At 40.7% G+C, this 26523-nt stretch carries 26 protein-coding genes and 1 riboswitch; of the genes, 5 read left to right on the top strand and 21 right to left on the bottom strand.

Annotated elements, in window-relative coordinates; genetic code table 11:
- Positions 1–11 precede the first annotated feature (11 nt).
- From PQ578_RS03920 to metX, 7 genes are all read right to left on the bottom strand, one after another.
- Positions 12–1553, bottom strand: a complete 1542-nt coding sequence (locus tag PQ578_RS03920) for a 2-isopropylmalate synthase (protein WP_273832278.1) — start codon at positions 1551–1553, stop codon at positions 12–14.
- Positions 1540–2565, bottom strand: coding sequence for a ketol-acid reductoisomerase (gene ilvC, locus PQ578_RS03915; protein WP_273832277.1), 1026 nt, complete (start codon positions 2563–2565; stop codon positions 1540–1542). The genes PQ578_RS03920 and ilvC overlap by 14 nt, the downstream gene beginning before the upstream one ends.
- A gap of 35 nt (positions 2566–2600) precedes the next feature.
- Positions 2601–3122 carry an acetolactate synthase small subunit gene (gene ilvN / locus PQ578_RS03910; protein ID WP_273832276.1) on the bottom strand — a complete coding sequence of 174 codons (522 nt, stop codon included), beginning with the start codon at positions 3120–3122 and terminating at the stop codon, positions 2601–2603.
- Positions 3119–4834 carry an acetolactate synthase large subunit gene (ilvB, locus tag PQ578_RS03905; protein WP_098444869.1) on the bottom strand — a complete coding sequence of 572 codons (1716 nt, stop codon included), beginning with the start codon at positions 4832–4834 and terminating at the stop codon, positions 3119–3121. Before ilvB ends, ilvN begins: the two co-directional genes overlap by 4 nt.
- 358 nt (positions 4835–5192) lie before the next feature.
- Positions 5193–6098, bottom strand: coding sequence for a branched-chain-amino-acid transaminase (ilvE, locus tag PQ578_RS03900; protein ID WP_273832275.1), 906 nt, complete (start codon positions 6096–6098; stop codon positions 5193–5195).
- Between the two features lie 782 nt (positions 6099–6880).
- Positions 6881–8179: an O-acetylhomoserine aminocarboxypropyltransferase/cysteine synthase family protein gene (locus PQ578_RS03895; RefSeq protein WP_273832274.1), complete on the bottom strand. Its 1299-nt coding sequence runs from the start codon at positions 8177–8179 to the stop codon at positions 6881–6883.
- A gap of 1 nt (position 8180) precedes the next feature.
- Positions 8181–9266 (bottom strand): homoserine O-acetyltransferase MetX, encoded by a 1086-nt coding sequence (metX, locus tag PQ578_RS03890; RefSeq protein ID WP_273832273.1) that lies wholly within the window; start codon positions 9264–9266, stop codon positions 8181–8183.
- 95 nt (positions 9267–9361) lie between these two features.
- Positions 9362–9472, bottom strand: a riboswitch (SAM riboswitch).
- A 181-nt stretch (positions 9473–9653) separates the two neighbouring features.
- Here metX and PQ578_RS03885 point away from each other — a divergent pair.
- Positions 9654–10073, top strand: a complete 420-nt coding sequence (locus PQ578_RS03885; protein WP_273832272.1) for a TlpA disulfide reductase family protein — start codon at positions 9654–9656, stop codon at positions 10071–10073.
- A gap of 64 nt (positions 10074–10137) precedes the next feature.
- On the opposite strand, the gene PQ578_RS03880 is transcribed toward PQ578_RS03885, so the two are convergent.
- The 5 genes from PQ578_RS03880 to PQ578_RS03860 all read right to left on the bottom strand — a co-directional run bounded on the left by PQ578_RS03880 (position 10138) and on the right by PQ578_RS03860 (position 13984).
- On the bottom strand, positions 10138–11472 hold the full coding sequence (locus tag PQ578_RS03880; RefSeq protein ID WP_273832271.1) for an anti-sigma factor domain-containing protein: 1335 nt from the start codon (positions 11470–11472) through the stop codon (positions 10138–10140).
- Between the two features lie 22 nt (positions 11473–11494).
- Positions 11495–12259, bottom strand: a complete 765-nt coding sequence (gene sigI, locus PQ578_RS03875) for an RNA polymerase sigma-I factor (RefSeq protein WP_224882387.1) — start codon at positions 12257–12259, stop codon at positions 11495–11497.
- 352 nt (positions 12260–12611) lie between these two features.
- The gene (locus tag PQ578_RS03870; RefSeq protein ID WP_224882385.1) at positions 12612–12914 is read right to left on the bottom strand and encodes a thioredoxin domain-containing protein; all 303 of its coding nucleotides are present in this window, start codon (positions 12912–12914) and stop codon (positions 12612–12614) included.
- A gap of 72 nt (positions 12915–12986) precedes the next feature.
- Positions 12987–13316 (bottom strand): toprim domain-containing protein, encoded by a 330-nt coding sequence (locus PQ578_RS03865; protein ID WP_098444876.1) that lies wholly within the window; start codon positions 13314–13316, stop codon positions 12987–12989.
- Between the two features lie 140 nt (positions 13317–13456).
- Positions 13457–13984, bottom strand: coding sequence for a TraR/DksA C4-type zinc finger protein (locus PQ578_RS03860; protein WP_273832270.1), 528 nt, complete (start codon positions 13982–13984; stop codon positions 13457–13459).
- 139 nt (positions 13985–14123) lie between these two features.
- Here PQ578_RS03860 and PQ578_RS03855 point away from each other — a divergent pair, with 139 nt between their 5' ends.
- Positions 14124–14627, top strand: coding sequence for a peroxiredoxin family protein (locus PQ578_RS03855; protein WP_273832269.1), 504 nt, complete (start codon positions 14124–14126; stop codon positions 14625–14627).
- A 78-nt stretch (positions 14628–14705) separates the two neighbouring features.
- On the opposite strand, the gene PQ578_RS03850 is transcribed toward PQ578_RS03855, so the two are convergent.
- From PQ578_RS03850 to PQ578_RS03810, 9 genes are all read right to left on the bottom strand, one after another.
- Complete coding sequence (locus PQ578_RS03850; RefSeq protein ID WP_160917730.1) at positions 14706–14954, bottom strand: YusG family protein; 249 nt, start codon at positions 14952–14954, stop codon at positions 14706–14708.
- Between the two features lie 155 nt (positions 14955–15109).
- Complete coding sequence (gene gcvH, locus PQ578_RS03845) at positions 15110–15499, bottom strand: glycine cleavage system protein GcvH (RefSeq protein ID WP_098444881.1); 390 nt, start codon at positions 15497–15499, stop codon at positions 15110–15112.
- 97 nt (positions 15500–15596) lie between these two features.
- Positions 15597–15956, bottom strand: a complete 360-nt coding sequence (locus PQ578_RS03840) for an arsenate reductase family protein (RefSeq protein ID WP_273832268.1) — start codon at positions 15954–15956, stop codon at positions 15597–15599.
- Positions 15957–16196: 240 nt separating this feature from the next.
- The gene (locus PQ578_RS03835; RefSeq protein WP_273832267.1) at positions 16197–17981 is read right to left on the bottom strand and encodes an acyl-CoA dehydrogenase FadE; all 1785 of its coding nucleotides are present in this window, start codon (positions 17979–17981) and stop codon (positions 16197–16199) included.
- Positions 17982–18007: 26 nt separating this feature from the next.
- Complete coding sequence (locus PQ578_RS03830) at positions 18008–19183, bottom strand: acetyl-CoA C-acetyltransferase (protein ID WP_273832266.1); 1176 nt, start codon at positions 19181–19183, stop codon at positions 18008–18010.
- Between the two features lie 19 nt (positions 19184–19202).
- Positions 19203–21599, bottom strand: a complete 2397-nt coding sequence (locus PQ578_RS03825) for a 3-hydroxyacyl-CoA dehydrogenase/enoyl-CoA hydratase family protein (RefSeq protein ID WP_273832265.1) — start codon at positions 21597–21599, stop codon at positions 19203–19205.
- 185 nt (positions 21600–21784) lie between these two features.
- A complete protein-coding gene (locus PQ578_RS03820; RefSeq protein WP_098444886.1) occupies positions 21785–22699 on the bottom strand; it encodes a proline dehydrogenase family protein in 915 nt (304 codons plus the stop codon).
- A 333-nt stretch (positions 22700–23032) separates the two neighbouring features.
- Positions 23033–23305, bottom strand: a complete 273-nt coding sequence (locus PQ578_RS03815; protein ID WP_160917736.1) for a YusU family protein — start codon at positions 23303–23305, stop codon at positions 23033–23035.
- 45 nt (positions 23306–23350) lie between these two features.
- A complete protein-coding gene (locus PQ578_RS03810) occupies positions 23351–23683 on the bottom strand; it encodes a hypothetical protein (RefSeq protein ID WP_098444888.1) in 333 nt (110 codons plus the stop codon).
- A gap of 339 nt (positions 23684–24022) precedes the next feature.
- On the opposite strand from PQ578_RS03810, the gene PQ578_RS03805 reads away from it, so the two are divergent.
- The 3 genes from PQ578_RS03805 (at position 24023) to trhA (ending at position 26465) form a co-directional block, all read left to right on the top strand.
- Complete coding sequence (locus tag PQ578_RS03805; protein ID WP_273832264.1) at positions 24023–25510, top strand: phytoene desaturase family protein; 1488 nt, start codon at positions 24023–24025, stop codon at positions 25508–25510.
- A gap of 61 nt (positions 25511–25571) precedes the next feature.
- Positions 25572–25751, top strand: coding sequence for a hypothetical protein (locus PQ578_RS03800; RefSeq protein ID WP_273832263.1), 180 nt, complete (start codon positions 25572–25574; stop codon positions 25749–25751).
- A gap of 63 nt (positions 25752–25814) precedes the next feature.
- Positions 25815–26465, top strand: a complete 651-nt coding sequence (gene trhA, locus PQ578_RS03795) for a PAQR family membrane homeostasis protein TrhA (protein ID WP_098444891.1) — start codon at positions 25815–25817, stop codon at positions 26463–26465.
- Positions 26466–26523: the final 58 nt, after the last annotated feature.

Genomic DNA, 26523 nt, shown 5'->3' with positions numbered 1-26523 from the left:
TAACCTCCCTGTTAGACGTGCGCTTGTTTTTTTACTTGATAGCTTTCTCGAGCAAGAACGCGATTCACTGCGTTTAAGTAAGCAATTGCTGAGGACTCTAGAACATCTTGAGCAGTGCCTCGACCATTCGATTCAATTCCGTTGTACATAACACGAACATGAACTTCAGCAAGAGCATCTCTGCCACCGCCAACCGAATTAATCCGATAATCTTGAAGTTGAAGCGTGCCTGGGATCATTTCTTCAAGCGTGTTGTAAATGGCTTCCACACTACCAGAACCCGTTCCAGCTTGCTGAATCATCGTTCCATCAGGCTTCTCGATTGAAATTGTAGCCGTCGGAATATTTGCTGTCCCATATTGAACTTGAATACTATGAATCTCATATTTATCAACAAATTCATCTGTTTGAATATCCGTTAATAGTGCGAACAGATCATCTTCTGTTACTTGCTTTTTCTTATCAGCCAAGTCTTTAAAATCAGCAAATGCTTCATTAATCTTTGCTTCATCTAGTTCAAAACCGAGTTCTTTCACCTTATCTCTGAAGGCATGTCGACCAGAATGTTTTCCAAGAACGAGGCTGTTAGACTGAACTCCTATCAGCTGTGGACTAATAATTTCATAGGTCGTTTTCTCTTTTAATACACCATCCTGGTGAATACCAGATTCATGTGCAAATGCATTGGCGCCAACAACTGCTTTATTCCCTGGCACTGCCATGCCAGTAAGCTTGCTGACAAGGTTGCTTGTGCGCTTAATTTCATCTAGTTTCAATCCAGTTTCTGCCTGGTAAAAGTCATTCCGGATTCGAAGTGCAACAGCTACTTCCTCAATGGCGGCATTACCCGCCCGCTCTCCAATACCATTAATCGTTCCTTCTATTTGAGTTGCTCCACATTCAATTGCAGCTAAAGAATTTGCTACCGCCATCCCAAGATCATTATGGCAATGAGCAGATAAATCAACACCTTCAATGTTCGGAACATTGTTTCGCAAATATGTGAAAAGCTCCCCATATTCCTGTGGACTTCTATAGCCGACCGTGTCTGGGATATTAATGACAGATGCACCAGCATCGATAACTTCTTTAATAATTCTGGCTAGAAAAGTTCGATCAGATCGACAAGCATCTTCAGCCGACCACTGCACTTTCGGAAAGAATTTCTTCGCGTATTTTACTGCACCAACAGCCGTTTCTACAACTTCTTCTGGCGTCTTCTTCAGCTTATGAGTCATATGAATAGGGGAAGTGGCTAGAAAAACATGAAGTCTTGGATCGGCACCACCTTTAAGGGCTTCCCAGGCTGCATCAATGTCTTTCATGTTTGCTCTCGCAAGACCTGTTACAGAAACATTTCTTACGGTTTCAGCAATGTTTTTCACACCTTGAAAGTCACCTTTGGAAGCAGCAGGAAAGCCTGCTTCCATGATGTCTACACCAAGACGCTCAAGTTGCTTTGCGATTTCCAGTTTTTCTAATGCATTCAGATTGACTCCGGCTGACTGTTCTCCGTCACGAAGCGTTGTATCGAATACATTAATCTTTTGCACTGGTAACCACTTCCTTCTTAGATTTTGGTTTCACAAATGGCATCATCGCACGAAGCTCTTTTCCTACTTGTTCGATTGGATGATTCTTCTCTTTCTCGTTAATCGCGTGGAATTCTGGACGATTTAGTTTATTTTCTAGAATCCAGCCCTTTGCAAATTTACCTGTCTGGATATCTTCAAGGATATCTTTCATGCGTGCTTTTGTATCAGCATCAACGACACGCGGACCTGATACAAAGTCACCCCACTGAGCTGTGTCAGAGATGGAATAACGCATTCCAGCAATACCATCTTCATACATCAAATCAACAATAAGCTTTAGTTCGTGCAAGCATTCAAAGTACGCCACTTCCGGTTGATAGCCAGCTTCTGTCAATGTTTCGAATCCAGCCTTCACAAGTGAAGACAATCCGCCACAAAGAACGGCCTGTTCACCGAAGAGATCTGTTTCGGTTTCTTCTTTAAAGGATGTTTCAAGAACACCTGCACGAGCACCGCCAATTCCTTTTGCATAAGCAAGGGCTAGTTCTTTTGCGTCACCAGATACATCCTGATATACACCAAATAGAGCTGGAACGCCTGCACCATCTTCAAATGTTCTTCTTACAAGGTGTCCTGGCCCTTTAGGAGCAACAAGGAAAACATCTACATCGGATGGAGGAACAACCTGGTTGAAATGAACGTTAAAGCCATGGGCAAAAACAAGTGCATTACCAGCACGAAGACCCGGCTCGATTTCCTCTTTGTATACTTCCGGCTGATACTCATCTGGAAGAAGAATCATGATAACATCGGCTTCATCACTTGCGTCTTTTACTGTTTTTACTGCAAAGCCATCTTCTTCTGCTTGATTCCAGGAGCGTCCTTTTCTTAGGCCTACCGTTACATCAAATCCGCTTTCACGAAGATTTAAAGCATGAGCGTGACCTTGAGATCCATACCCAATTACCGCGATTTTTTTCCCTTTTAGTGTTCCCTCGTTGATATCACCGTTATAATATACTTTTGCCATTTTCATTCATCCCTTCATCATTTAGGTTTATTTTTTTAATTTAAGATGGAATACTGCTTTAAATCTGTTACGGATTTTTGACTTCCTCGAGGGAATGCTGTGATCCCCGTTCGAACCATTTCCTTAATGCCATATGGCCTGAGAAGATCTAAAATCGCTTCAATCTTATCGGAATTACCTGTTACCTGAACCGTGATGCTTTCACGACTTACATCAATAATGGAAGCCCGAAACGGTTCAATTATGCCGGAAATTTCACTTCGTATTTGAGCATTACTTATGACCTTAATTAAGGCTAACTCCCGGACCACAATCGCCTGGTCCGTTATATCCATTACTTTCAACACATCGACTTGCTTATTGAGCTGCTTGATGAGCTGCTCAATTTTGGCATTGTCATCGACATTAACGACAAAGGTCATTTTTGAAACTCCTTCTTTTTCGGTATGACCAACCGTGATGCTTTCAATGTTAAATTGCCGTTTTGTCATGAGGCCTGTGATGCGATTTAGCACCCCACTTTGGTTAATGACCGTTGCGGTTACGATTCGTTTCATGGTTTCACCCCAATCATCTGATGCAGCCCTTTACCAGGGGCAATCATTGGATAGACATTTTCCTTTCCACTTACGCGACAATCGATTAAGACCGGCTCGCGGTGAGAAAAAGCTTCTTCAAAAACAGCTTTCGCTTCTTCTTCATTTGTAACTTTAAATGATTTAATTCCATACGCCTCACCTAGCTTTACAAAATCAGGCTGCACAGGGATTAGTGACTGGGAATAGCGTTCCTCGTAGAAAGCTTCCTGCCACTGTCTCACCATTCCAAGCGTCTGGTTATTCATAATGACGACTTTTACAGGAAGATTAAGTTCTTGAAGTGTGGAAAGCTCCTGTAACGTCATTTGAAATCCTCCATCACCTGTTAGTGAAACAACCGTTTGTTCTGGAAAAGCAAGCTGGGCTCCTATAGCGGAAGGGAAGCCAAACCCCATTGTGCCAAGCCCTCCAGATGTTACCCATCGATTTGCATCCGCAAATGCATAATATTGGGCTGCCCACATCTGATGCTGACCAACATCGGTCGTAATAATCGCATCACCCTTCGTATATTCGTGTACGAGTTCTACGACGCGCTGTGGGAGAAATTCAGTAGTTGATACTTTCTTCCAAAGCGGAAAATCTTCACTATTTTGTGTTAGCTTCTTACGCCATTCCTCTGTATCAGGAAGAGGGGATTCAATCTCTAGAAGCTTCTTCAATGCCTCTCTAGCATCAGATACGATTGGAATTTGCGTCGGAACGTTTTTCCCGATTTCGGCAGGATCAACGTCGATATGAGCCACCGTTGCATGAATAGCAAAATGATCAAGGTTACCAGTTAATCGATCGTCAAACCGTGCCCCAATACTAATTAACAAGTCACATTCATATAGAGCCATGTTCGCTGTGTACGTTCCGTGCATGCCTCCCATCCCCAGGAATAGTGGATGATTGCCAGGATAACTTCCAAGGCCAAGCAATGTATTAATCACCGGAATGCGATGTTTCTCAGAAAAAGCAACGAGTTCTTTACCCGCATTCGCATGAAGGACACCTGCTCCGGCTAAGATCACCGGCTTCTTTGCAGCTCCAACCGCATCTGCTAGTTTCTTAATTTGCAAAATGTTAGGCGAAAAGGTTGGCTGATAGCCTGGTAAATGGATAGTAGAATCATAGTCGGGTGAAATGGTTTTGTTCGCCACATCCTTAGGGATATCAACGAGAACGGGACCGGGACGCCCCGTTGTTGCAATATGGAACGCTTCTTTAATAATTCTTGGTAGGTCCTGAACATCACGCACCTGGTAATTATGTTTGGTAATTGGTGCCGTGATCCCCATAATATCCGCTTCTTGAAAAGCATCTGTTCCGATTACCGTACTGGCCACCTGACCTGTGAATATTACAAGTGGCAGGGAATCCATCATTGCATCCGTAATTCCTGTTACGAGATTGGTCGCACCCGGTCCTGAAGTGGCAATGACAACGCCCGGCTTTCCGCTCACTCTTGCGTAGCCTTCAGCTGCATGAATTGAGCCCTGTTCATGCTTTGAAAGAATGTGCTTAATCGGTGATCGATATAATGCATCATAGATTGGAAGTACTGCTCCTCCTGGATACCCGAAGAGAACTTCAACATTTTCTTTTTTTAAAGAATGGATTAATACATCTGCCCCGGTCATTTCCGCTGTTACCGCTTCGGCTTCTGGTTTTGCCTTCGCCCGCATATTCATACCCTCCAATGCTTATTTGCCCGCTTCCGTCTTAACGTTGAAGCGTTACTAACTATTAATAAAAAAAAGCCTTCTCATCCCTACGCCGCTTTTTACGGTCCATAGGGGCGAAAAGACTTCACGGTACCACCCTACTTTTACGACAATAAACTGCCGCCTTATGAGCAAATTGCTCGTTTTGATAACAAGTGTTTAAAGAACACTTGGTTGATCCTATGTTACTTAGTTCAGATCAACACTCGGAGGGGATGTCGATACAGGGGGTAATACCGGCTTCCACCACTACCGGCTCTCTGGTTAATACCAATTCCTGTTTCTTTTGCCTCGTCATCGATTATAAATATTTACTTTTTTAACCTGCCTGCACATCACGTTTTGAAGGATAAACAGTGACACCATCCACTGTAACAATATCTCTAAATGCTTCAAGAAGGTCATTTGTCGTCTTACCTGGCTTCCCTTCTCCAATCTCACGACCGTCTACTTTCACAACGGCTATGACTTCAGCAGCCGTTCCAGTTAAAAAGACTTCATCTGCAACATAGACGTCGTGACGCGTAAATGTTTCTTCGCGCATGTCATACCCTTTTTGTCTGGCGAGTTCCATAATGGCATTTCGCGTAATGCCTTCTAGCGCACCGACATAGCCGGGCGGTGTTTTAATGACGTTACCTTTCACGATAAATATATTATCAGCCGAACCTTCAGCGACATATCCCTGATCATTTAACATCAGTGCTTCACTGACACCAGCTAAATTGGCTTCAATTTTGACAAGAATATTATTTAAGTAGTTTAATGATTTCACCTTAGGACTCAATACGTCCGAGCGGTTCCGTCTGCTTGCTACCGTGACAATTTCAATTCCTGTTTCATATAATCGCTTAGGGAACAAGGCCAGTGATTCTGCAATAACGATCACTTGTGGTTCCTTACATGTGAATGGATCGAGTCCTAGATTCCCTACACCGCGAGATACAACGATGCGAATATAGGCATCTTGAAGGTTATTTTTTTTCAGCGTCTGCACAATAATGTCAGTCATTTCCTCCATCGTGTGCGTTATTTTTAGCATAATTGAATGAGCTGAATCATAGAGGCGCTGCAGATGATGTTCTAACCTGAAGACATTCCCATCATACATGCGAATCCCTTCGAACACCCCGTCGCCATAGAGGAAGCCATGATCGTACACCGATACTTTGGCATCTTCTTTTTTCACAAATTTTCCGTTAAGGTAGATCCACTGTTCACTCACCTTGTTCACTCCTTTCTATGCGTTAAGTAGACGCAGTAAAGCGTTAGTGTCTAATGATAGGACCAATCATTTTCAAGGTCCTTGTTGTCGTTTTTGTTTGATTTATTAGAATACTTTGTTTGTTTAATTGAGGATTATATTACGCCGGTTTGGACGTAAGGTCAACACCTAAAAGCTAAGTTTTTTGATAATTATGATATATCAGTTTATTTGTAAACGCTTACAATCCTGTCGTGCGTGAGATTTGGTCACACGAAATTTTTTATTGTAAAATTAATAAAAGCGCTTACATGAAATCATTCTCTTGAACCAGTGTTCCAATGGTAAATTTCATACCTTTCTCAATTAAGTGAAAGAACTCCCTTTACAACTGCTAATTGTCAGCTCTTATCTAGCTCACGACGATAGACAGCTACCATTGCATAATTATTTAACCCCTTTTGTTTTCTACTTAAACCATTGCACTTGAATGATGCCGACATCTTAGCAAAAAGTGATCGATTTTATAATGCCTCCATTGAAAATACGTGCTTGGTTCCAACTTACTCAATGATCGATCTTTTCTTTCTATAGAAACCTTACGCATTTTGTTCATTTATGCAGAAGCATATTTATCAAATTCCATTATTAAAGTTGCATAGTTAATAGCTTACGTTACCTTTAAAGATGTTTATGAACATTTACAGTTGTCGTGTAATAGGCAAACTTTACTTGAACGAAAAATAGGAAACATGCAAAAAACCCTCTTCTAAATTGAGAAAAGGGTTTTCTACTAATATTTCTTAGACGCTAGCTTCGACTTTTGCTTTTGCGATCGCTTGATCTAAATCATCAATTAAATCATCAATGTGTTCAATTCCGACAGAGAGTCGAATCAGATCGTCTCTTACACCAGATGCCACTAGTTCATCAGTACTTAGTTGCTGATGAGTGGTACTTGCTGGATGGATAATTAAACTTTTCGCATCACCAACATTTGCCACGTGAGACCAGAGATCAACGGCATTGATAATCCCTGCACCTGTTTCACGACCTCCTTTAATGCCGAATACAACAACAGCACCGGCACCTTTCGGAAGATATTTGTGAACAAGTTGATGTGAAGGATGATCCTCTTCTTCAGGATAGCTCACCCATTCAACGGCCGGATTGTCTTTCAAATAAGAAACTAGCTTTCGCGTGTTAGCAATGTGCTCTTTCATGCGAACGTGTAGCGTTTCAACGCCAAGAGCTATTTGAAAAGCGTTAAATGGACTAAGCGCAGCACCCGTATCTCTTAGTAGCTGCACTCTTGCTTTAACAATGTACGCAGCTTCTGGGAGTGCTTCAGCAAAAACGATGCCGTGATACGTATGATCCGGCTCTGTGAATCCAGGAAATTTAGGGGAGTTCCAATCGAACTTTCCTCCATCAACGATGATACCTCCCATCGTTGAGCCATTTCCACCAAGCCACTTTGTCGCTGAATGAACGACGATATCTGCTCCGTGTTCAATTGGGCGGCACAAATAAGGTGTTGCAAACGTATTGTCAATAATCAGTGGTATGCCCGCATCATGTGCAATTTCAGCAACTTTTTCAATATCCAATACGTGAAGACCCGGATTCCCAATCGTTTCAGCAAAAATGGCTTTCGTGTTTGGTGTAATGGCTTGCCTAAAAGATTCCACATTTTCCGGGTCAACAAAGTTGGTTTTTATCCCATATTTCGGAAGTGTAGCAGAAAAGAGATTGTACGTTCCACCGTATAAAGTCGATGCTGAAACAATTTCATCTCCGCTATTTGCAACATTTAATATCGCCGTAGTAATGGCTGCCATACCACTTGCTAGTGCAAGTGCTCCAACGCCACCTTCAAGCTGAGCAATTCGTTCTTCAAGTGCTCCGACAGTTGGATTTCCAATCCTTGAATAGATGAACCCTTCTTCTTTTAATGCAAATAAATCAGCGGCATGGTCAGTATTGTCAAACCGATAAGCATTGGATTGATAGATTGGTAGTGCTCTAGCTCCCGTAGCAGGATCTGCTTGTAACCCTCCATGAATGCCAATCGTCTCTAAATGATATTTTTTATCTGCCATTTCACTTCACTCCTTCGATTTTGTTTATCATTGTAAGTTGTTCTTTTATAAGCGGTCCCCATTTATCAAACTCAACGAGAAACCCATCGTGACCAAATTTTGTATCGACAAGATAAAACTGAGAGGATGAGCCTTGTTGAAAAAGCTTTTCTAATTCATCTGGTGGATAAATCAGATCCCCTTTGAACCCAATTGCGAGTATGTTTGCTTTGAATCTTTTGTTTACTAAGGTAAGATTGCCTCTTTCAATGCCAATATCGTGGTTATCCATCGCCTTTAACAAATATAAGTAGCTATTTGCATCAAATCGGCTTACAAGCTTATTTCCTTGATAATGAAGATAGGATTCGACATCGTATTGTGGTTCTTTATGGCTAACTGAAGCCCCTTTAACGCCTCGACCGAATTTTTTTTGGAACATTTCATCCGTTCGATAGGAGACCATCCCAATCATTCTTGCGGTTGCAAGCCCAGATGTTGGAGCTTGATCACTACTATAGTAACCATTCCTCCAGTTCGGATCATTCGTAATCGCAAATCTAGAAATGGCATTATAAGCAATTCCATAGGCGTTCAGGGTTGGTGTGACGGCAAGTGGAATAAGATGATCCATCCAATCTGGATAGAGGAGCCCCCATTCAAGTACCTGCATCCCTCCAAGAGATCCACCAATGACAGCATGCAGGTGGTGAATACCAAGTTCCTCTAGCGCTTTTTTCTGAGAATGCACCATGTCTCTTACAGAAACAAACGGAAAATCGGCTTGGTAACGCTTCTGCGTAACTGGGTTGATCGATTGTGGTCCTGTCGAGCCATTACATCCCCCAAGGACATTGAATGTAATAACTTGAAAATCTGAAGTATCGATAGAAGCACCTTTCCCAATTAATCCTTTCCACCAGCCAGCTTCTTCATGACCGACTGTATACTGATTTCCTGTTAAAGCATGACAGACAAGAATCATTGGCGCTCCCCTAGGGCCCACACGTTCATAGGCAAGTTCGACGTCATGAAGTTCATTGCCAGATTCCAGCATTAACGAACCAATCGATACCGTCTGATCTTCGTATATCGTCTCTCTATCCAAACCCCTATCACTCCTTTCAAACAAATACTGCTTGTTTTTACTTAAAATAAAAAGCCTCTCTGAAAGACAGAGAGGCTTGATTTATTCATCAGCTCCGCTTATCTTTCAGGATTTCTCCTGCAGGATTTGGCACCTTTTCAAACCAGGATTGGTTTGACGGTTGCCGGGCTTCATAGGGCCAGTCCCTCCGCCTCTCTAGATAAGTAAGAATATTTCGTTTTTAATTAATTGTGTTTATTTTAGCAAGGTGGCGCATTAGTGTCAAACATTTTTCGGAATTTTTATTCTTTTGAACTCAGGGATAAAACAGTCTATGACCAGAAATCTTTCGTTAGAATGAACTTTTTGATAAGGTAACGATAGACCATTTAAAAGAGGTGAACAACTATGGAAGCACCCTTCTTTGCATTAGAGGATATGAATAGTGGCGACGTCATTCGCCTTACTGACTTTGTTGGAAAACCAGTGATGATAACGTTCTGGACATCCTGGTGTCCTGACTGTATGAAAGATATGCCGATGAAAGAACAATTTTACGACCATGCTGATCTCGAAAAGCTGGCCTTCTTAACAATAAATGTTACTGGACGAGAACGATCAGAGGAAGCGGGGAAAGAATTTACGATAAAAAACGACCTTCCTTTTCCTGTATTGCGTGACAATGGTCGAGAAACGTATGATGATTACGGATGTACTGGAGTTCCAACAACAGTTCTACTCGATAAAGATCATCAAATTGTTAAGGTTTTTAATGACCAATCTTCTTTCCTCGATATTGCGAAAGCTCTTCCATCCATCATGAAGTAAAAAAAAGCCAGAGGAATCCTTCTGGCTTAAATAATGGATATAAAATGAATAATAGCATGATGCTTCACGAATCTTTTTTCTTTTCTTCAGACTTGCCTTTATTATCTTCTGGGTCTTCTTTCTTTGGAGCTTTTTCGCTTTTCTTTTCCTCTTTGTCTTGCGCTTTTTCGTCTTTCTTCTCAGACTTTTCTTGAGCCTCATCGCTTTTTCTTTCAGCCTTTTCTTGTGCCTTCTCATCCTTATTTTCAGCTTTTTCTTGAGCTTTATCTATTTTACTATTTTGATTTGCAGCTTGCTTTTTTTCTCTTTCTTGTTCTTTTTCTACTTTAGTTTCCGTTTTTTTTTCTGCTTTATCTTGTTTATCTTTTTCATTTTGATCTTCTTTGTCATCTTTTTGTGTCTGCGTGCCACTAGATGAATTGGTTTTCTTTGACTCATTGGAATTAACATTATTCGATTGATTGTCTTTTGATTCAGGAACAGATTTTTGTTCAGGTTGTTTAAGGATAAGTTCTCCGTTTTCATCCTCTTGATCAGGTACTTTTTTGTCGTTTAATTGAACAACAGAATCTTCAATAGGTGTTGGCGTATCTTTCACTTTGGATTCATTAGGGTCTTCCGATTCTTTCCCCTCAGCGGCGGTCATACTTTCGGGTTGCATTTCATCCATCTTTTTCACAGATAGATTACGTACTTCGTCCATTGACAAAGAAGCTCCCCGATCAATGGCTGCGAGGTAGGCCATATATTTCCCTTGAGATATCCCATGTTCTATTGCTTTTTCGCGCATACTGTAATCAGCATCAAGAATAGTTGTAATGGCAACTGCTTGATTAACAAGTGCGTTATTCTTTTCTATACCTTGGATAACGGCTTCTAGATCCCCGGAGATCCCTTTACTTTCTTTTGCTTTAACGTTCGAAGCGACAATGAGTAATTCCCGATCTTCTTCTAGATAGCCTTCGTTATCGAGTTTCGAGACAAGTAATCCTCCAAATTCGCTAAGTGGCATATTCATTGTATCCCGTTCTAATTTCAACCCTTCACCGTCTGAATTCCATGCTTGATATTGAATAACTTCAAGATCAGAATTAACTCCAACCTCAATACTTGGATTGATATCAAAGCTTACATAGGCTGCAACTACATCATTCTGTCTAACAGGAATAACGCCTGTTACGATGACGACTAACAATAGAATTGCTGCCATACCGGCCAGGGTGGGCATAGAGGGGGTAAAATAACCTTTTTTCTTATTTAGTGGTTTTGGTGCAAGTTTAATTTCAGAGCCGATTGTTAACGCATGATTTCGCTTCAGATTGATCGTTGAAAATTCTCCATCAGGAGTTAGCACAACTGCCTTTCTTCCGCGAATGTCCATAATGACCCCTTTTTTCATCCCCTGGCCCCCTTTTTTCCAACTACTGTATATAAGATTTCAGAGCATTAAATCCACCCAAATGAATTAATGCAACTGCTATTATATACTTTCGATTACGTTCAATCGTTTTGCGACTGCATGTAACGAGCGCCAGCAAATCTTTTATAGGGAGCTGCTTTTTCTCTAATAAGTATCCTGAAAGAACGTGATCATCTGCGATTAATTTCGCAATCATCTTGGCATTTTCTCTAGCATCAATATGTTTCGGACAGTTTTTGCTAAGAACCTTAAACGTAATACTAAACTTCTTCAGCAACTGCTCATATTCCTCAATTTCAAACATTCGTACTTCACGTTGTTTATCAATTTCATATACATCAAGGGCGGCTTTTTGTTCTGCAAAGCTATCTTCTAGCCGACCTTCCTCATCAAGTTCCTCAGGTTCAAGGTAAATATACTTATTCTGTCGCGCTTCTTTTCGAATATAATCGATCACTCTTCTTCTAATCACCATATCAGCAAATGTTAAAAATCTGCTTCCCTGGCCTTTTCGATACTGATCCATAGCTTCATTAAAAGCGGATAGTCCTATACTGAACTCATCCATCGAATGATTTATATAGCGATTGCAAACTTTAGACGTGATTTTCTTAATAAAAGGTTGATAGTCTTCTAAAAGCTGATTGCGTAACGCTTGATTTCCATTCTGTATACGATCAACTTTATCTTCTAAAGTAATAGTCTCTTTTTTGTTTTCATTTTTATTAGCGAAATTTCCCATTGCGCTGATTGAAATGGTTGTCATGTTATACACCTCTCATATTGCAGTCAATCTCAACTAGACCGCTTTTCGGGTTGAATTCTTAGATGTTTTTAAGTTTTGGAAATTCTATAATAGGTTAGAAAATGAAATGCGCCACCATCCGTACAAAACAGTGGAATGGTGACTCTATTCAGTTATACCACTCAATCAGCATCAACGAAAATACAATTTTATGACAATGTTACTGTTTCTTTACTTCCTGTTATATTATCTTATCATTATTAATCTTGCTTAATTTTCAGCAAATTATATATTCATTTTTTCCCTTGCAGACAGGGTTTTTGCATCTTATAAAAAACGACTAGATGGTCAAAATTCATCAAACGAATTTACTTTAATTAAGAAATTTATCGATTGTTACCACAGATTCAAATGCAAAAAGGATCCGATTTTCATCTTTTCCACCAATAATTGTTAATGCAGGAACACTTTGTATTTCAAGCACTTCGGCAACCCAAGGAAAATAATTCAAATTGCACGTATATACAACTGTGTCCATCTCTTTTGCTTCTGTAACAATATGTAACATTCGCTCTGCTATTTTACATGTCTGACAAAAGGGAGTATAGAAGAATATAACACTACCTTCTTTTTCTAAAAGCTCTTTAATCAAAGCTTCGTCAGTAATATCTTGCATCAATATGCCTCAATCCCTTTAAGACCAAAAGGAAGCTACTTAAAGCTTCCCTTCGTTAATCTTTTACTTACATTATACAGTTAATACTTTAAACTTAGCTGCTCTTAAAATTCTTGTTAAATAATTTAGCGGTGTCTCTGCTACTTCACGATGAAGCATTGTGATATAAAGATGTTCTGCGTGGGGAATTTCCTGCGTTAATTGTCGCCTTAATTTCTCACCTGCATCATCTGCATCAACTAGTACAAACACGTCTTTCTCTTCAAGTTCCTCACTTAATTCCTCAAGTCGCTCAAAGCTAATTGTTCCATAGGTGCAAATAATATGAACAGGTTCATCCAATACTCTCATTAGCTGCTGTTTATCTGTTTTTCCTTCGACAATAATTACTTTATCATTCATGGCACAACGCTCCATTTCAAGCTGTCGTATCAATGCATTGCTATAGCATATGGTGGTTGGAAGCAAATCGTTTCACTTTAGAAGTAGATTAGCTGACGGGATATAATTATACAACAGCTATTGAGCCAGGTAACGGTCAATTACTCCGTTTCTTTATCCGGATCTTCTTCTTCTAGATACGTTTCGGAAGTCGAATTACCGTGTTCTCTTTGAAGATCATCAACTGTACGTAGACGATCATCTTCTCTATTACCTGCGGTCTCAAAAGTAGCTTCATCATCTGGTCGGCTATCTTCTTTCGCCTCTTCTAAGTTATCCTGTGCTTCTTTCGTACGAATAGCATAAGGAATGGCTTCAAGGCGTTCTTTATCAATCTCTTCTCCAGTATCCACACAAATGCCATAGTTTCCTTCACGAATACGATCAAGTGCTGTATTAATTAAACTCAATCTTTCTCTTGCTGCATCTTCTAAAGTAATATCCTTCTCACGTTGGTCCAACTCAGAAGCCATATCAGCAAAATGATTATCGTACGACGTTAATTCTCCAGTCTCATCGGATAATGCCGCATTTTCATCGCGATGACTAGCACCACTATCTAAAAGCTCTTTCTTTAAATCAAGTAACTGTTTTTTAAATTGCTGTAATTCTTCCTTCGACAAAGCCATTATCATTACCTCCATAGGTGATTTTCTTTTCCAATACCTATTTTCCCTTAACCACCGTGCAGTTAAACCATGCAATTATGTTTTATCATGCTCAACTCGTGGAAATAAATGAATATGATTAAAGAATGGAGTGGTAAAAATGGCTAAATTAAAACTTGGAGACCAGGCACCCTCTTTTTCACTAATTAACACAGAAGGTGAGCTGTTCCAATTTGAACAGCATCAACAAGAAGATAACCGCTGGCATATGCTTGTCTTTTTTAGAGGTGAATGGTGTCCTGTGTGTAACGAACAGTTAGAAGAACTACAAGAACATCTAGGCGCATTCCAGAAACTAGACGTCCACACGATTGCAATCGCGAAAGACGAATTAGAATCGCTTCGAAAAATGAAAGAAAAACACAGCCTTGAGTTCCCAGTTTTAAGCGATAACGAAAACGCTGCAATCGACTCTTATGGCGTTATGATGCATCGGGAAGACGCTCCTTACGAAGATCATGGTGAACATGGCGAACCAGCCATTTTCCTAATCGACGAGAACGGTAAACTGATGGCACAGTTTCTCCAGTCCAGTCCATTCGGACGACCTTCAGCTGATGGATTGATTACGACCATTAAATACATTCGTAAAAATAAAGCATAAAAAAAAACGGCCAGTTGGCCGTTTTTTTTTGAAGACATTAAGCTTGTCGGGGATAAACAGGCGCTTTCGCTTTTCTTACTAACACCAGCCGAGGTCGCAGTCTTCGACATACTTTGCCTTTTGCTCTAAAACTTGTTCATAGTGGTAAATTTTATCTTGATCAAATTCGTATCCGTCTGATAATTCGTAGCGATTGCCCTGATCAGAAAATAAAATACGGCCGATTTTTTCTTTGTTCAGATACAAATTCATTGCTTTTTGATCAAATTTACCATGAATCTTGTTCGTGACATCAATTCTTACCATAGGACGAGAAGTATCAATCATTTGGATCATCTCCTCTATATCGTTTCTTTCCATAAAGCCTCTATGTGACTAACAGATGACTAAAACAAAAAAGAACCACTAATTAGAGTGTATGATGAACCGTTCCATCTCATCATTTATTTTGTGAATGGGTGATGCCACAACACATTGATTTTTTATTCGTCTTCACTTACCATTTTTTCGTAAGCTTCTGCAGTCATCAGTTCTTCAATTTGAGAAGGCTCAGAAGGTTCTACAACAACCATCCATGCTTTTTCATATGGAGAATCATTAACAAATTCAGGGCTGTCTTCTAAATCTTCATTGACAGAAAGAACTTTGCCTGAGATTGGTGCGTACAACTCGGATACAGTTTTTACAGACTCAACGCTACCAAATGGCTCGTCGGATTCGATTGTGTCACCTTCTTCTGGAAGCTCAACAAATACGATGTCTCCAAGTTCTGATTGAGCGAAATCTGTAATACCGATTCGGATGTTTCCGTCTTCTTGTACTTGTACCCATTCGTGTTCTTCTGAGTAGCGAAAATCTTTTGGTAAGTTCATTGGTAATTCCTCCCTGAAATAATTCCTCTTAATTAAGGTCAATTATATTAATTACAATAACTATCGTATAATAGTTATTATTAATTAAGCAACTATTTTATCGTTTCCACATTTCCTCAAAAACATCTTCTTTAAATCCGACTGTCACATTCTGTCCATCTGTTACTAATGGGCGCTTTATTAACATCCCATCAGATGAAAGGATATCGAGCAATTCATCTTGAGAAGATGAGGCAACTTTATCTTTTAAACCAAGCTCTCGATACTTCTGACCACTTGTGTTAAAAAATTTCTTGATTGGTAATCCACTCTGATTAACCATTGTAGCTAATTCACCTTTCGACGGCGGATTTTCTACGATATGAATTTCATTTACTTCTACATCGTTTTGCTCAAACCATTTTTTTGCTTTACGGCATGTCCCGCATTTAGGATAGGCATAAAATGTAATGGGCAAATCTGTTCCTCCTTAAAGGCATCATGTGATTCTATGGATAGTTTACCACATGACAGGATGAGGACAAATACAGACGCTTCTCTAAAAGTAGCTTTCGGCATAAAAAACTAATATCCTTTAATAAATCCACTCTTTATATTTCCTAATAAGGAGAAAAAAATCCCCCCATTGTTGGAGGGATAAAAAGAGAGTTTGGTTTGGAAGTGATTTTAAATCATTGAATTACATAATCTTGGTCAATTAAACAGTAAAGCGTTGTTGTTCCAGTACGGTAGCAGCAATTTCACGTTTCTTTGCAATTACGTTAATTGGCGTGTAGCGCGACAGTTTACGAAGAGCAGAAATCATCATTCGTAGAGAATCGCCAGTTTCAACAGCCACTAACGTTTCTTTGGCATGTGCCTCAATGCGATTGAACGCTTCCTGACAGAAAACTTGTGTAAGAAGAAGCTTTTGGTTCTGTTTTTCTGCACTCGTTTTGTTGATCGCTTTTTCAGTGCGTAGGACAGCTGATTCCATTGAGTAGATTTCACTTACGATATCTGCAATGTTTGATAGAACTTCTTGCTCTTTATCAAGCGCTTTGCCATACTTTTGCACTGCTGTTCCAGCAGCCAATAACATGATTTTCTTCGCCATTGCAACAAGGTGCTTTTCTTGTTCAAGTGGCGCATCTCCAATTTCTTGAGGCGTAAGCATCATGAGTTCTTCTTGAAGAGCTGTTGCTTTTTCAAGAAGTGGTAATTCACCTTTCATAGTTTTGCGAATTAGCGTTCCAGGAACAAGAAGGCGGTTAATTTCATTCGTTCCTTCAAAAATACGGTTTATTCGAGAGTCACGATACATCTTCTCAACTTCGTATTCCGACATGAAGCCATAACCACCGTGGATCTGTAACGCTTCATCAGCAACATAATCAAGTGATTCAGAAGCAAAAACTTTGTTTAAAGAACACTCAACTGCGTATTCAGCGATTGCTTCAGCTACTTTAGCCCCGTTTTTCTGATCTTCATCAGAAAGTTTTCCTAACTTTTGCTCGAAAAGGCCTCCTGTACGGTATGTCGAGCTTTCAGTTGCATAAGTGGCAACAGCCATGTTGGCTAATTTTTCTTGAATAAGAGAGAACTTTGCAATTGGCGTGTTAAATTGCTTACGCTCAAGAGCGTATTTAGCTGCAAGCTCAATCCCTCGCTTCATTGCACCAATTGTACCCACTGCAAGCTTATATCTACCTACGTTAAGAATGTTAAATGCGATGACATGACCTTTTCCCGCTTCGCCTAGAAGGTTTTCTTTTGGCACCATCACATCGTCAAGAATCAATGTTCTTGTAGAAGAAGCTTTAATTCCCATTTTCTTTTCTTCTGGACCTGTAGAAAGTCCTTTAGAGTCACGTTCCACAATAAAAGCAGAGAAATGCTCCCCATCAATTTTCGCATATACAATAAATACATCTGCAAAAGCTGAGTTTGTAATCCATTGCTTTTCACCATTTAGAACATAGTGCGTACCTTCTTCATTAAGTTTCGCTACTGTTTTCGCTCCAAGAGCATCCGAGCCCGATCCAGGCTCTGTGAGGGCATAAGCAGCAATCTTCTCGCCTGTTGCTAAACCAGGAAGATATTTTTTCTTTTGATCTTCATTGCCGAAAAATACGATTGGAAGGGACCCAATTCCCACATGCGCACCATAGCTAACTGAGAAACCACCAGCACGAGAAAATTTTTCTGTTATAACAGAAGAACTAATTTTATCAAGTCCTAGGCCACCATACTCCTCAGGAACATCCGCTCCAAGAAGACCAATGTCACCTGCTTTTTCAAGCAGCTTACGTGAAATGTCGAATTCATGATTTTCAAGCTTCTCAAGCTGAGGAACGACTTCTTTTAGTACGAAGTCTTCCGTTGTTTTCCCCATCATGACATGCTCATCAGAAAAATCCTCCGGTGTAAAAATATCTTCAGCTGTTTGATCCTCTACTAGAAAGCTCGCACCTTTGATTGTTTTATTCATTGTATTCGACATGCTGATCATTCCTCCATTTTCATTGTTTATAGGATTTCAAACACACCAGCAGCACCCATGCCGCCTCCGATACACATTGTCACAACACCAAACTGCTCACCGCGACGCTTCATCTCATGAATTAAACTAAGGGTCAGTTTCGTTCCTGTGCAACCAAGAGGGTGCCCTAGAGCAATGGCGCCTCCGTTCACATTCACTTTATCTTCATCAAGTCCAAGCTTACGGATAACGCGCAGTGACTGAGAAGCAAAAGCTTCATTCAGTTCAAACAATCCAATATCTGATAGCTCAAGACCTGCAAGTCGAAGTGCTTTCGGAATGGCTTCTATTGGGCCAACTCCCATGATTTCTGGTGCTACACCTGCCACAGCAAACGATCGGAATTTTGCCATTGGCGCTAATCCTTCGCTCTCTGCTTTTTCACGATCCATGACGAGGACGCTCGCCGCTCCGTCACTTGTTTGTGAAGAGTTCCCTGCTGTAACAGAACCTCTTACATTAAAGACCGGTCGCAATTTTCCTAGAACGTCTAAAGATGTATCCGCTCGTACTCCTTCATCCTGAGAAAAAAGAAATTTCTTTTCTTGTAGCTTGTTTTTCGCATCAATCCACTTCTTCGTCACTTCAACCGGAACAATTTCTTCCTGGAATTTACCGTCTTTAATTGCTTGAGCAGCACGCTGATGACTTCTTAATGCAAAAGCATCCTGATCTTCTCGGCTAATTTCAAAGCGACGAGCCACTTCTTCAGCAGTGTGACCCATTCCCATAATGTATTCCGGCTTTTCTTCTACAAGTGCCAGGTTAGGCTTGATGACGTGTCCCCCCATTGGTACAAGACTCATAGACTCTACGCCGCCAGCTAGAATTGCCCCTGACTGCCCGAGCATAATTCGCTCAGCTGCATAGGCAATACTTTGCAAGCCAGAAGAGCAATAGCGATTGATCGTAATCGCTGGAACCGTTTCTGAAAGTCCCGCTCTTGCACCGACCATTCTCGCTACGTTTAGCCCCTGTTCCGCTTCAGGTATGGCACATCCAATAATTACGTCATCTATTTCACCATCATAACCGCCTGCCCGCTTAAGCGTTTCCGCCACGGTGATCGCCCCAAGATCATCAGGACGCATATTTGCAAGCGTGCCACGATTAGCTTTTCCTACAGGTGTTCTAGCTCCAGATACAATAACTGCTTCTCTCATCAAACTTCCCTCCTCCATACTAGTTGCGCAGCGGCTTTCCTTTTACTAACATGTGCTGCATTCTTGCTTGCGTTTTTGGCTCTCCTAGCAGGCTGAGGAACGCTTCACGCTCAAGATCAAGTAGATATTGTTCATCAACAAGTGTTCCTTCTTTTACTTTTCCGCCTGCAATAACGTGAGCAAGCTTCGTTGCAATCGTCAAATCATGATCTGACAAGTAACCGCTCCACTTCATCGTTTTCGCACCCATTAGCATGGCAGCATATCCTGCTTCCCCTGCAACTGGAATCTTTTTAGAAACAGGCGGCTGATAGCCCTGTTCAGCAAGGAAGAGCACTTTTTCCTTTGCATCGTGAAGAACGTGATCTGCATTCGCACTAATTCCATCCTGTGGGCGAATAAACCCTCGCTCCATTGCTTCATGTGCGGATGTTGACACTTTCGCCATTGCAATGGTTTCAAACACATTGGCTGCAATATCGGTAAGATTGACATTGACTCCAGGAGGTGTTTGTTCTAACTGGCGAAGATAAAGCTCTTTGTTTCCGCCTCCGCCTGGAATTAACCCAACCCCTACTTCTACAAGACCCATATAGGTTTCAAATGAAGCTTGAATGGAAGCGGCAGGCATACATACTTCCGCTCCACCACCTAGTGCCATTTGGAAAGGCGCTGCAACAACAGGTTTCTTTGAATAACGGATTCTCCCCATCGACTGCTGGAACTTTCTTGCAACCATTTCAATTTCAAAGAAGTTATCATCCTGCGCTTCCATTAACATGTAAGCAACATTGGCACCAACACAGAAATTTTTACCTTGGTTCCCAATCACAAGACCTTCAAAGTTTTTCTCTGTTTCATCAACGGCTTCATTAATCATCTGGAGGATATCCATCCCGATCGCATTGTTTTGGGAGTGAAACTCAAGCCCTGCCACGCCATCGCCAAGGTCAAGAAGCGTTGCGCCTGTGTTTTTCTTAATTATACGATTCTGAGCTTTTAGTCCTTTAAGATGAATAATCTTTTTACTCTCTTCAACTACTTTCTGATCACCTTTGTGATAGAAAGATTGAGTGGCGCCTTCCTGCTGATAGAAAGAGGTTTGACCTGAAGCTAGCATCTGATCCACCCATTCAGGAATCGTCTCCCCTTCTTCTTTCATTCGAGCGACTGACTTCTCGACTCCGAGTGCATCCCACGTTTCAAATGGACCCATTTCCCAGCCGAAGCCCCATTTCATCGCGCGATCGACGGCATCAATATCGTCTGCAATTTCATAGGCTTTCTCTGCAGAATAAAGAAGGACAGGTTTCATAATGTTCCAGATTAACTCACCAGCACGATCATTCGCATAAGCAAGCGCTTTCAGTTTATCCGCTTTCGATTTTGCTTGTTTGCTTGCCTCAACAGAAGCTGTTTTTAATTTCTGTCTTGGTTCATACTCAAGCGTTTTTGGATTTAACTCTAAAATTTCGCTACCTTTTGCACCTTTTTGCTTTACGAAAAAGCCCTGACCTGCTTTTGCTCCAATCCAGCCTTTTTCTTTCATCTCCTGCATAAATTCAGGTATACGGAAAACTTCTTTTTCATCGCCTTCAACCTGTTCAAAAACGTTGTTTGCTACGTGAATAAACGTATCAAGACCAACCACATCAAGTGTTCTAAACGTGGCACTTTTTGGACGGCCGATTGCTGGACCAGTAACGGAATCTACTTCACCAACCGAAAAGCCGCGGTTTAGCATTTCTCTCACTGTTACAAGAAGTCCATATGTCCCAATGCGATTCGCAATAAAGTTTGGCGTATCTTTCGTTTCGACGACGCCTTTGCCAAGAGTATCCTCACCAAATGTCTTCATATAGGAAAGAACTTCTGGATCAGTATCTTTCGTAGGAATCACTTCGAGAAGTTTTAAATACCTTGGTGGGTTAAAGAAATGAGTACCAAGAAAGTTTTTTCTAAAATCTTCTGAGCGATCTTCTGCCATTGCTTCAACCGATATACCTGATGTATTCGAGCTTACGATCGTTCCAGGTCGTCTATACTTATCTACTTTTTCATATACTTTTTTCTTAATTTCTAAGTTTTCAACAACCACTTCAATGATCCAGTCAACTTCCTGCAAGCGCTCCATATCATCTTCCATATTTCCTGCTTCAATTAATTGAATGTGATCTTTTTTGGAAAGTGGTGCTGGCTTTTGTTTCTTTAACTTCTCAATCGCCTCTGATGCAAGTCTGTTTCTGACAGCGCGATCAGCTAGCGTAAGTCCTTTTGCTTTTTCTTTCTCATTTGGTTCTTTTGGTGCAATATCCAATAACAAACTTGGAATTCCTACATTCGCCAGGTGGGCGGCAATGCCTGATCCCATTACTCCTGCTCCTAATACAGCTACTTTATGAATGCTACGTGTCATAGCGAACCTCCCCTGTTGAATGAATGCTCATTCATTTTTGTCTCAAAAAAAAGAGCGAGATCATTTCCTCTGTCTATACTATAAAATATATTCTGAAATTTAGCAATATACCACGTGTATTTTTTTAACAAAATTTTGCGAATTCAATCACAACTTATTGAAAGCGGACGATTGCCCGCTTTCTTCTATTTCATCATTCCTTTTAACACAAAAGCCACGTTTGCCGGCCGCTCTGCAAGTCTTCTCATAAAGTAGCCGTACCAGTCCTTACCATAAGGTACATAGACGCGCATCTTGTAACCTTCTTTAAGAAGCTCCTCTTGTTTTTCCACACAGATCCCATAAAGCATTTGAAACTCAAATTGTGTGTGTGGAATAGTGTATTCTTCAACAAGTTTCTTTGTGTATTCAATAATCTGGTTATCGTGAGTGGCAATGGCAGTATAATTTCCATTTAATAAATGCATTTTAATAATTTTTTTGAAATTTTCATCGACATCTTTTTTGTCTGGGAATGCTACTTTATGAGACTCTTTATAAGCCCCTTTCACAAGTCTAAGATTAGGAGACAGCTCATTTAACTTCTCAATATCTTCAGCTACTCGGTACAAATAAGCTTGAAGAACAGTACCGATGTTTGCGAATTCTTTCTTAAGTTCAGTGAATATTTCAATGGTTTTACCGCACCTCTCGAAATCTTCCATATCGATTGTGACAAACACGTCGTGGCGATCAGCGGCTTCGAGAATGCGACGCATATTCTTTATTGTCATCTGATCATCAATATCGAGACCCATAGATGTTAGTTTAAGAGAAAGCTGAGAATCAAGGTTTTCTGCTGCAATACGCTCAATCGCTTCAATACAGTGATTTGTCATTTCATCCGCCTCAGCGGCATTATCAACAAATTCACCGAGATGATCGATTGTAACGGACAATCCTTTTTGATTTAACTTTTTTATCGCGTTCACGGAACTATCAAGAGACGCACCGGCTACAAAGCGGCTTGCTCCAAAACGCATACCATATCGCTTCGCTACTTTCGTTGCTACTCTATTCTTCCCCATGTATAAAAAGAAATTACGCATTACTTGTTCCATCATAACCCCTCCATGAAAACGCATACAAAGCGTCATAAAAAATATATTCTGGAGAAAATCGGCATATAGTATCAAATACCGCCATATTTCGCCTTCAATGCTATTTTACCATGACATGCTATAGATTAGTCTAGTTTTGATAGATTTTCTCTCGAATTAATCTTGTTAAATTTTAACTATCTCCTTACTCTATACCCCTCTAAACAGAAAGTAAAAGTCATACACTAGTATATTTCCGATCGTCTCTTTCGGATACTTAACTTTTGTTCATTTGTTGCTACACTTATCAACATTTGTCTATGCAAAAAAATGAAACCAGAAGAAATCCTGGTTTCATTGATCAGTGTCTTTATTTGACGCTTGAGCTTTTCGGTGCTCTTCGTTCATGGTTTTAATTTCAGCCACTAACTCTTTCATGGCATCTTTTGCATCAGGATATGTTTGGTTCCAGTGCTTGGCTAGTGGAGGCATCGTTTTTGAGAGGTGCGTGTACATGGCCCACAGCTTTACTTTCTCCTTGAGCTCAGGGCTTGTATCTCCAAGGAGAAGCTCGGTGTACTTATCCATCAACCCATCAACTTGTTCCTGAAGTGTTTCAAGACTCATTTTACTCACTCCAATCACACGCAGAATACCCTAATTATAGCATATTTAATGCGATACCCGACCATTCATCTGTACATCTCTTAATCTTCCATAATCGATGCGTTCCTGGTTTTCTTTAATCGCTTTTATTAACTCGTCTATCAGTACCTTTTCATCTGTCACAATAAAGAAACGACAGGATATCATCGCAAAGTCTCCAAAAAATGCTCGACAACCCTCATACCGTTTTGCATCACGAAGTGGCTGATATGGAAAAATAAAATTTCCGCTTTCTTCAAAAGCTGGATCAAGAGGATGTTCTTCAAGCTTCTTAATGAGCTCTCGAATCGTCAGCTCTCGTCCATGCTCATTTTTTCCGATTTCAATTATTTCAAGCAAGGCTAATTCCCCCTTCTTTACAAGGTTCGAACACAATCGGCTCTGATAGAGGGCCGCTGAAAGAAACAACTCGTTTACTAAAATAAAAAAAGAGTCAGAATAAATTCTGACTCAAACATATGGGTCACAAAGAGTGAGTATTTACAAAGGGGGGGGACCTGACTCACTCTTTACCTTATCTTATGTCGATTTTATCAAGTTGGCTGGACAAGTACCACGGTACAAACATGGAATTTTCCTTACGCTTGTATAGCAAAAGACACACTCATACATGATTTGAACTTCGATCACCTATATAATAGAAAGAAATGGGATTCGGAGCATCATGGAGGGAATAAAATGGAGATCATTGTAATTGGTGGCGGTATTGGCGGTTTGACGACTGCTGCCCTGCTCACAAAAGACGGCTATCATGTAACAGTTCTAGAAGCTTCGAATGAATGGGGAGGATCTGCTGGAAAATTCAGCAGAGGAAAATTTCTTTTTCCAGTTGGTGCAACGATGGGAATGGGGTTTGAGGAAGGCGGACTACACCACCGAATTTTAAGAGAGTTGGGACGATCCTTTCCGGCCATCGCAATGGATGAAATTATGCGAATATATCAGGGAAGTCGTGTAATGCCATACTATTCTGATCGGAACCGTCATTTATCAGAATGTGCCACTCAATTCCCCGATCATGCAGCCAAAATCGTTTCCTTCTATAAAGAGGTATGGAAAATCGGAGCAGAAATTCGAAAGTTAATTGAACCTCTTCCAGTTGTTCCACCGGTAACTTTGTCCGAATGGAAAGGGCTACTTCTATCTTCAAAACCCGGTACACCTCTCCTTTTGCCATATTTAAGGAAAACAATGGGAGATCTCCTTCTGAAACATAACCTTACAGAAGCAACTGATTTCAAGCATTTTATAGATGGCCAATTAATCGATAGTATGCAAACAACTAGTGCAAATTGTTCCGCACTGATGGGCTCCCTCGCTCTCGATATTTATCATGAAGGTGCTTACTATACGGACGGCGGATTATACCGTATTGCTGAAATACTTCAGCAGTATATTGAGGAGAACGGTGGGAAAACCTACCGCAGAAAACAAGTCCAAACGATTCGCCGCGAAAATAACCGCTGGGTAGCCATTGATCAAAAAGGAGAGCAGTGGAAAGGAGATCACCTTGTTAGTAACCTACCTGTCCAGGCATTTGTGCCACTTCTACCGGAACCGCTCCAAAAACAACTCCCTCCAAAATTAAGAAGTAGAAGTCAACTTGCACAGTGGGGAGCGTTTACGATGTATCTTGCTTTAGATGAAAAGGTGATTCCTGACTACACCGCGCTGTTTAGCCAAGTCCTCTCCTCGGATGGAGACATGACAGAGGGGAATCACCTCTTCTTATCCCTGTCGAAGTCCAACGATCTTAATCGTGCACCCGCTGGCTTTCGCACGTTAACCATTAGTACACATACAGAACTCCATCACTGGGATACAAAAGAGAAATACGATCAATATAAAAAGGAACTTACTGAAAAAATGTTAACAGGCATCGAACGCGTCATTCCAAATGTAAGAAGCGGAATTGAAATACAGATGACTGGAGCTCCTCGAGCATGGGAACGCTTTACGAAAAGACCAAAAGGCATGGTAGGCGGCTTCCCCCAAACAAACGAATATAGTCTCTTTAACAGCCTATCCCATCGCACCGGTCTAGATGGGCTATGGCTTTGTGGCGACAGCGTTTTTCCAGGTGCTGGTACAATTGGGGTATCGACGAGCGGTTACCATGTCTACCGATCTATTTTGAAAGATAACAAGAAAACAAAGCTTTTTTAGAATAAATTCAGCTTTCTTAGGCAGAATGATACTATCATTTATGTTGAAGGAGCGAATGACTATGAACGAAAAGAATAAATTAGTAACTTCCGATAGTGAAAAACTTCTTACTTCTATGCGAGAAGAAATTGCCGAAGAATTCCTTGTGATGGAAGCCGTCACCGAGCAACTAGAGGAAAAAGATTTTTATACGTATCACCTCTTAAAAGAAGCTGAAAAGCTTCGAGATCAAAAGAAATAGTCCTTTCACAACAATGACGTATGGAGAATCATGTAGTATACTTCTAGTAATTGATTTAAAGGAATGGTGCTTATGACAACTCATACGTTTACGGTTGGTGAAGAACGCGCAAATTATATCACCCATGGAATTGGAGCTATTATCAGTCTTGCTGCTCTCGTCATATTAATTGTCTTTGCATCTCTTTACGGAACGGCATGGCATATTGTCAGCTTTACGCTTTTTGGCGCAACGATGCTACTGCTTTATACAGCTTCTACCCTTGTGCATAGCTTTCCCGCCGGAAAAGCAAAAGACTTTTTTGAAATACTTGATCACTCTTCCATCTATTTTTTTATCGCAGGAACGTACACCCCCTTTTTATTTATAGTCATTGAGGGCTGGCTTGGCTGGACATTATTTGGAATTGTATGGGGCCTCGCGATTATTGGAACAGTTTTCAAAGCTTATTTTGTCAAAAAGTTTCTCTTTATCTCAACGATTCTTTACGTTTTAATGGGCTGGCTCATCGTTCTTGCCTGGAATCCACTTACCCAGAACCTGCACCCAAATGGAATGATGCTACTAGTGATTGGCGGAATCCTCTATACAATAGGTGCTGTGTTCTATGTATGGAGAGCTTTTAAATACCATCATGCTGTTTGGCATTTATTTGTTGTAGGTGGAACGCTCGCTCACTTTTTCTGTGTTCTGTTATACGTTTTACCGTTGTAAAGCTATTCCTCTGCACGAATCGTGCAGAGGTTTTTTTATTTTAAATCAAGGCGAAAAC

The sequence above is a fragment of the Guptibacillus sedimenti genome (assembly GCF_028610665.1).
GTDB classification, from domain to species: Bacteria; Bacillota; Bacilli; order Bacillales; family Guptibacillaceae; genus Guptibacillus; species Guptibacillus sedimenti.
Note: the sequence above shows the minus strand (reverse complement) of the source record. Positions and strands in the feature narration are given on the sequence as shown.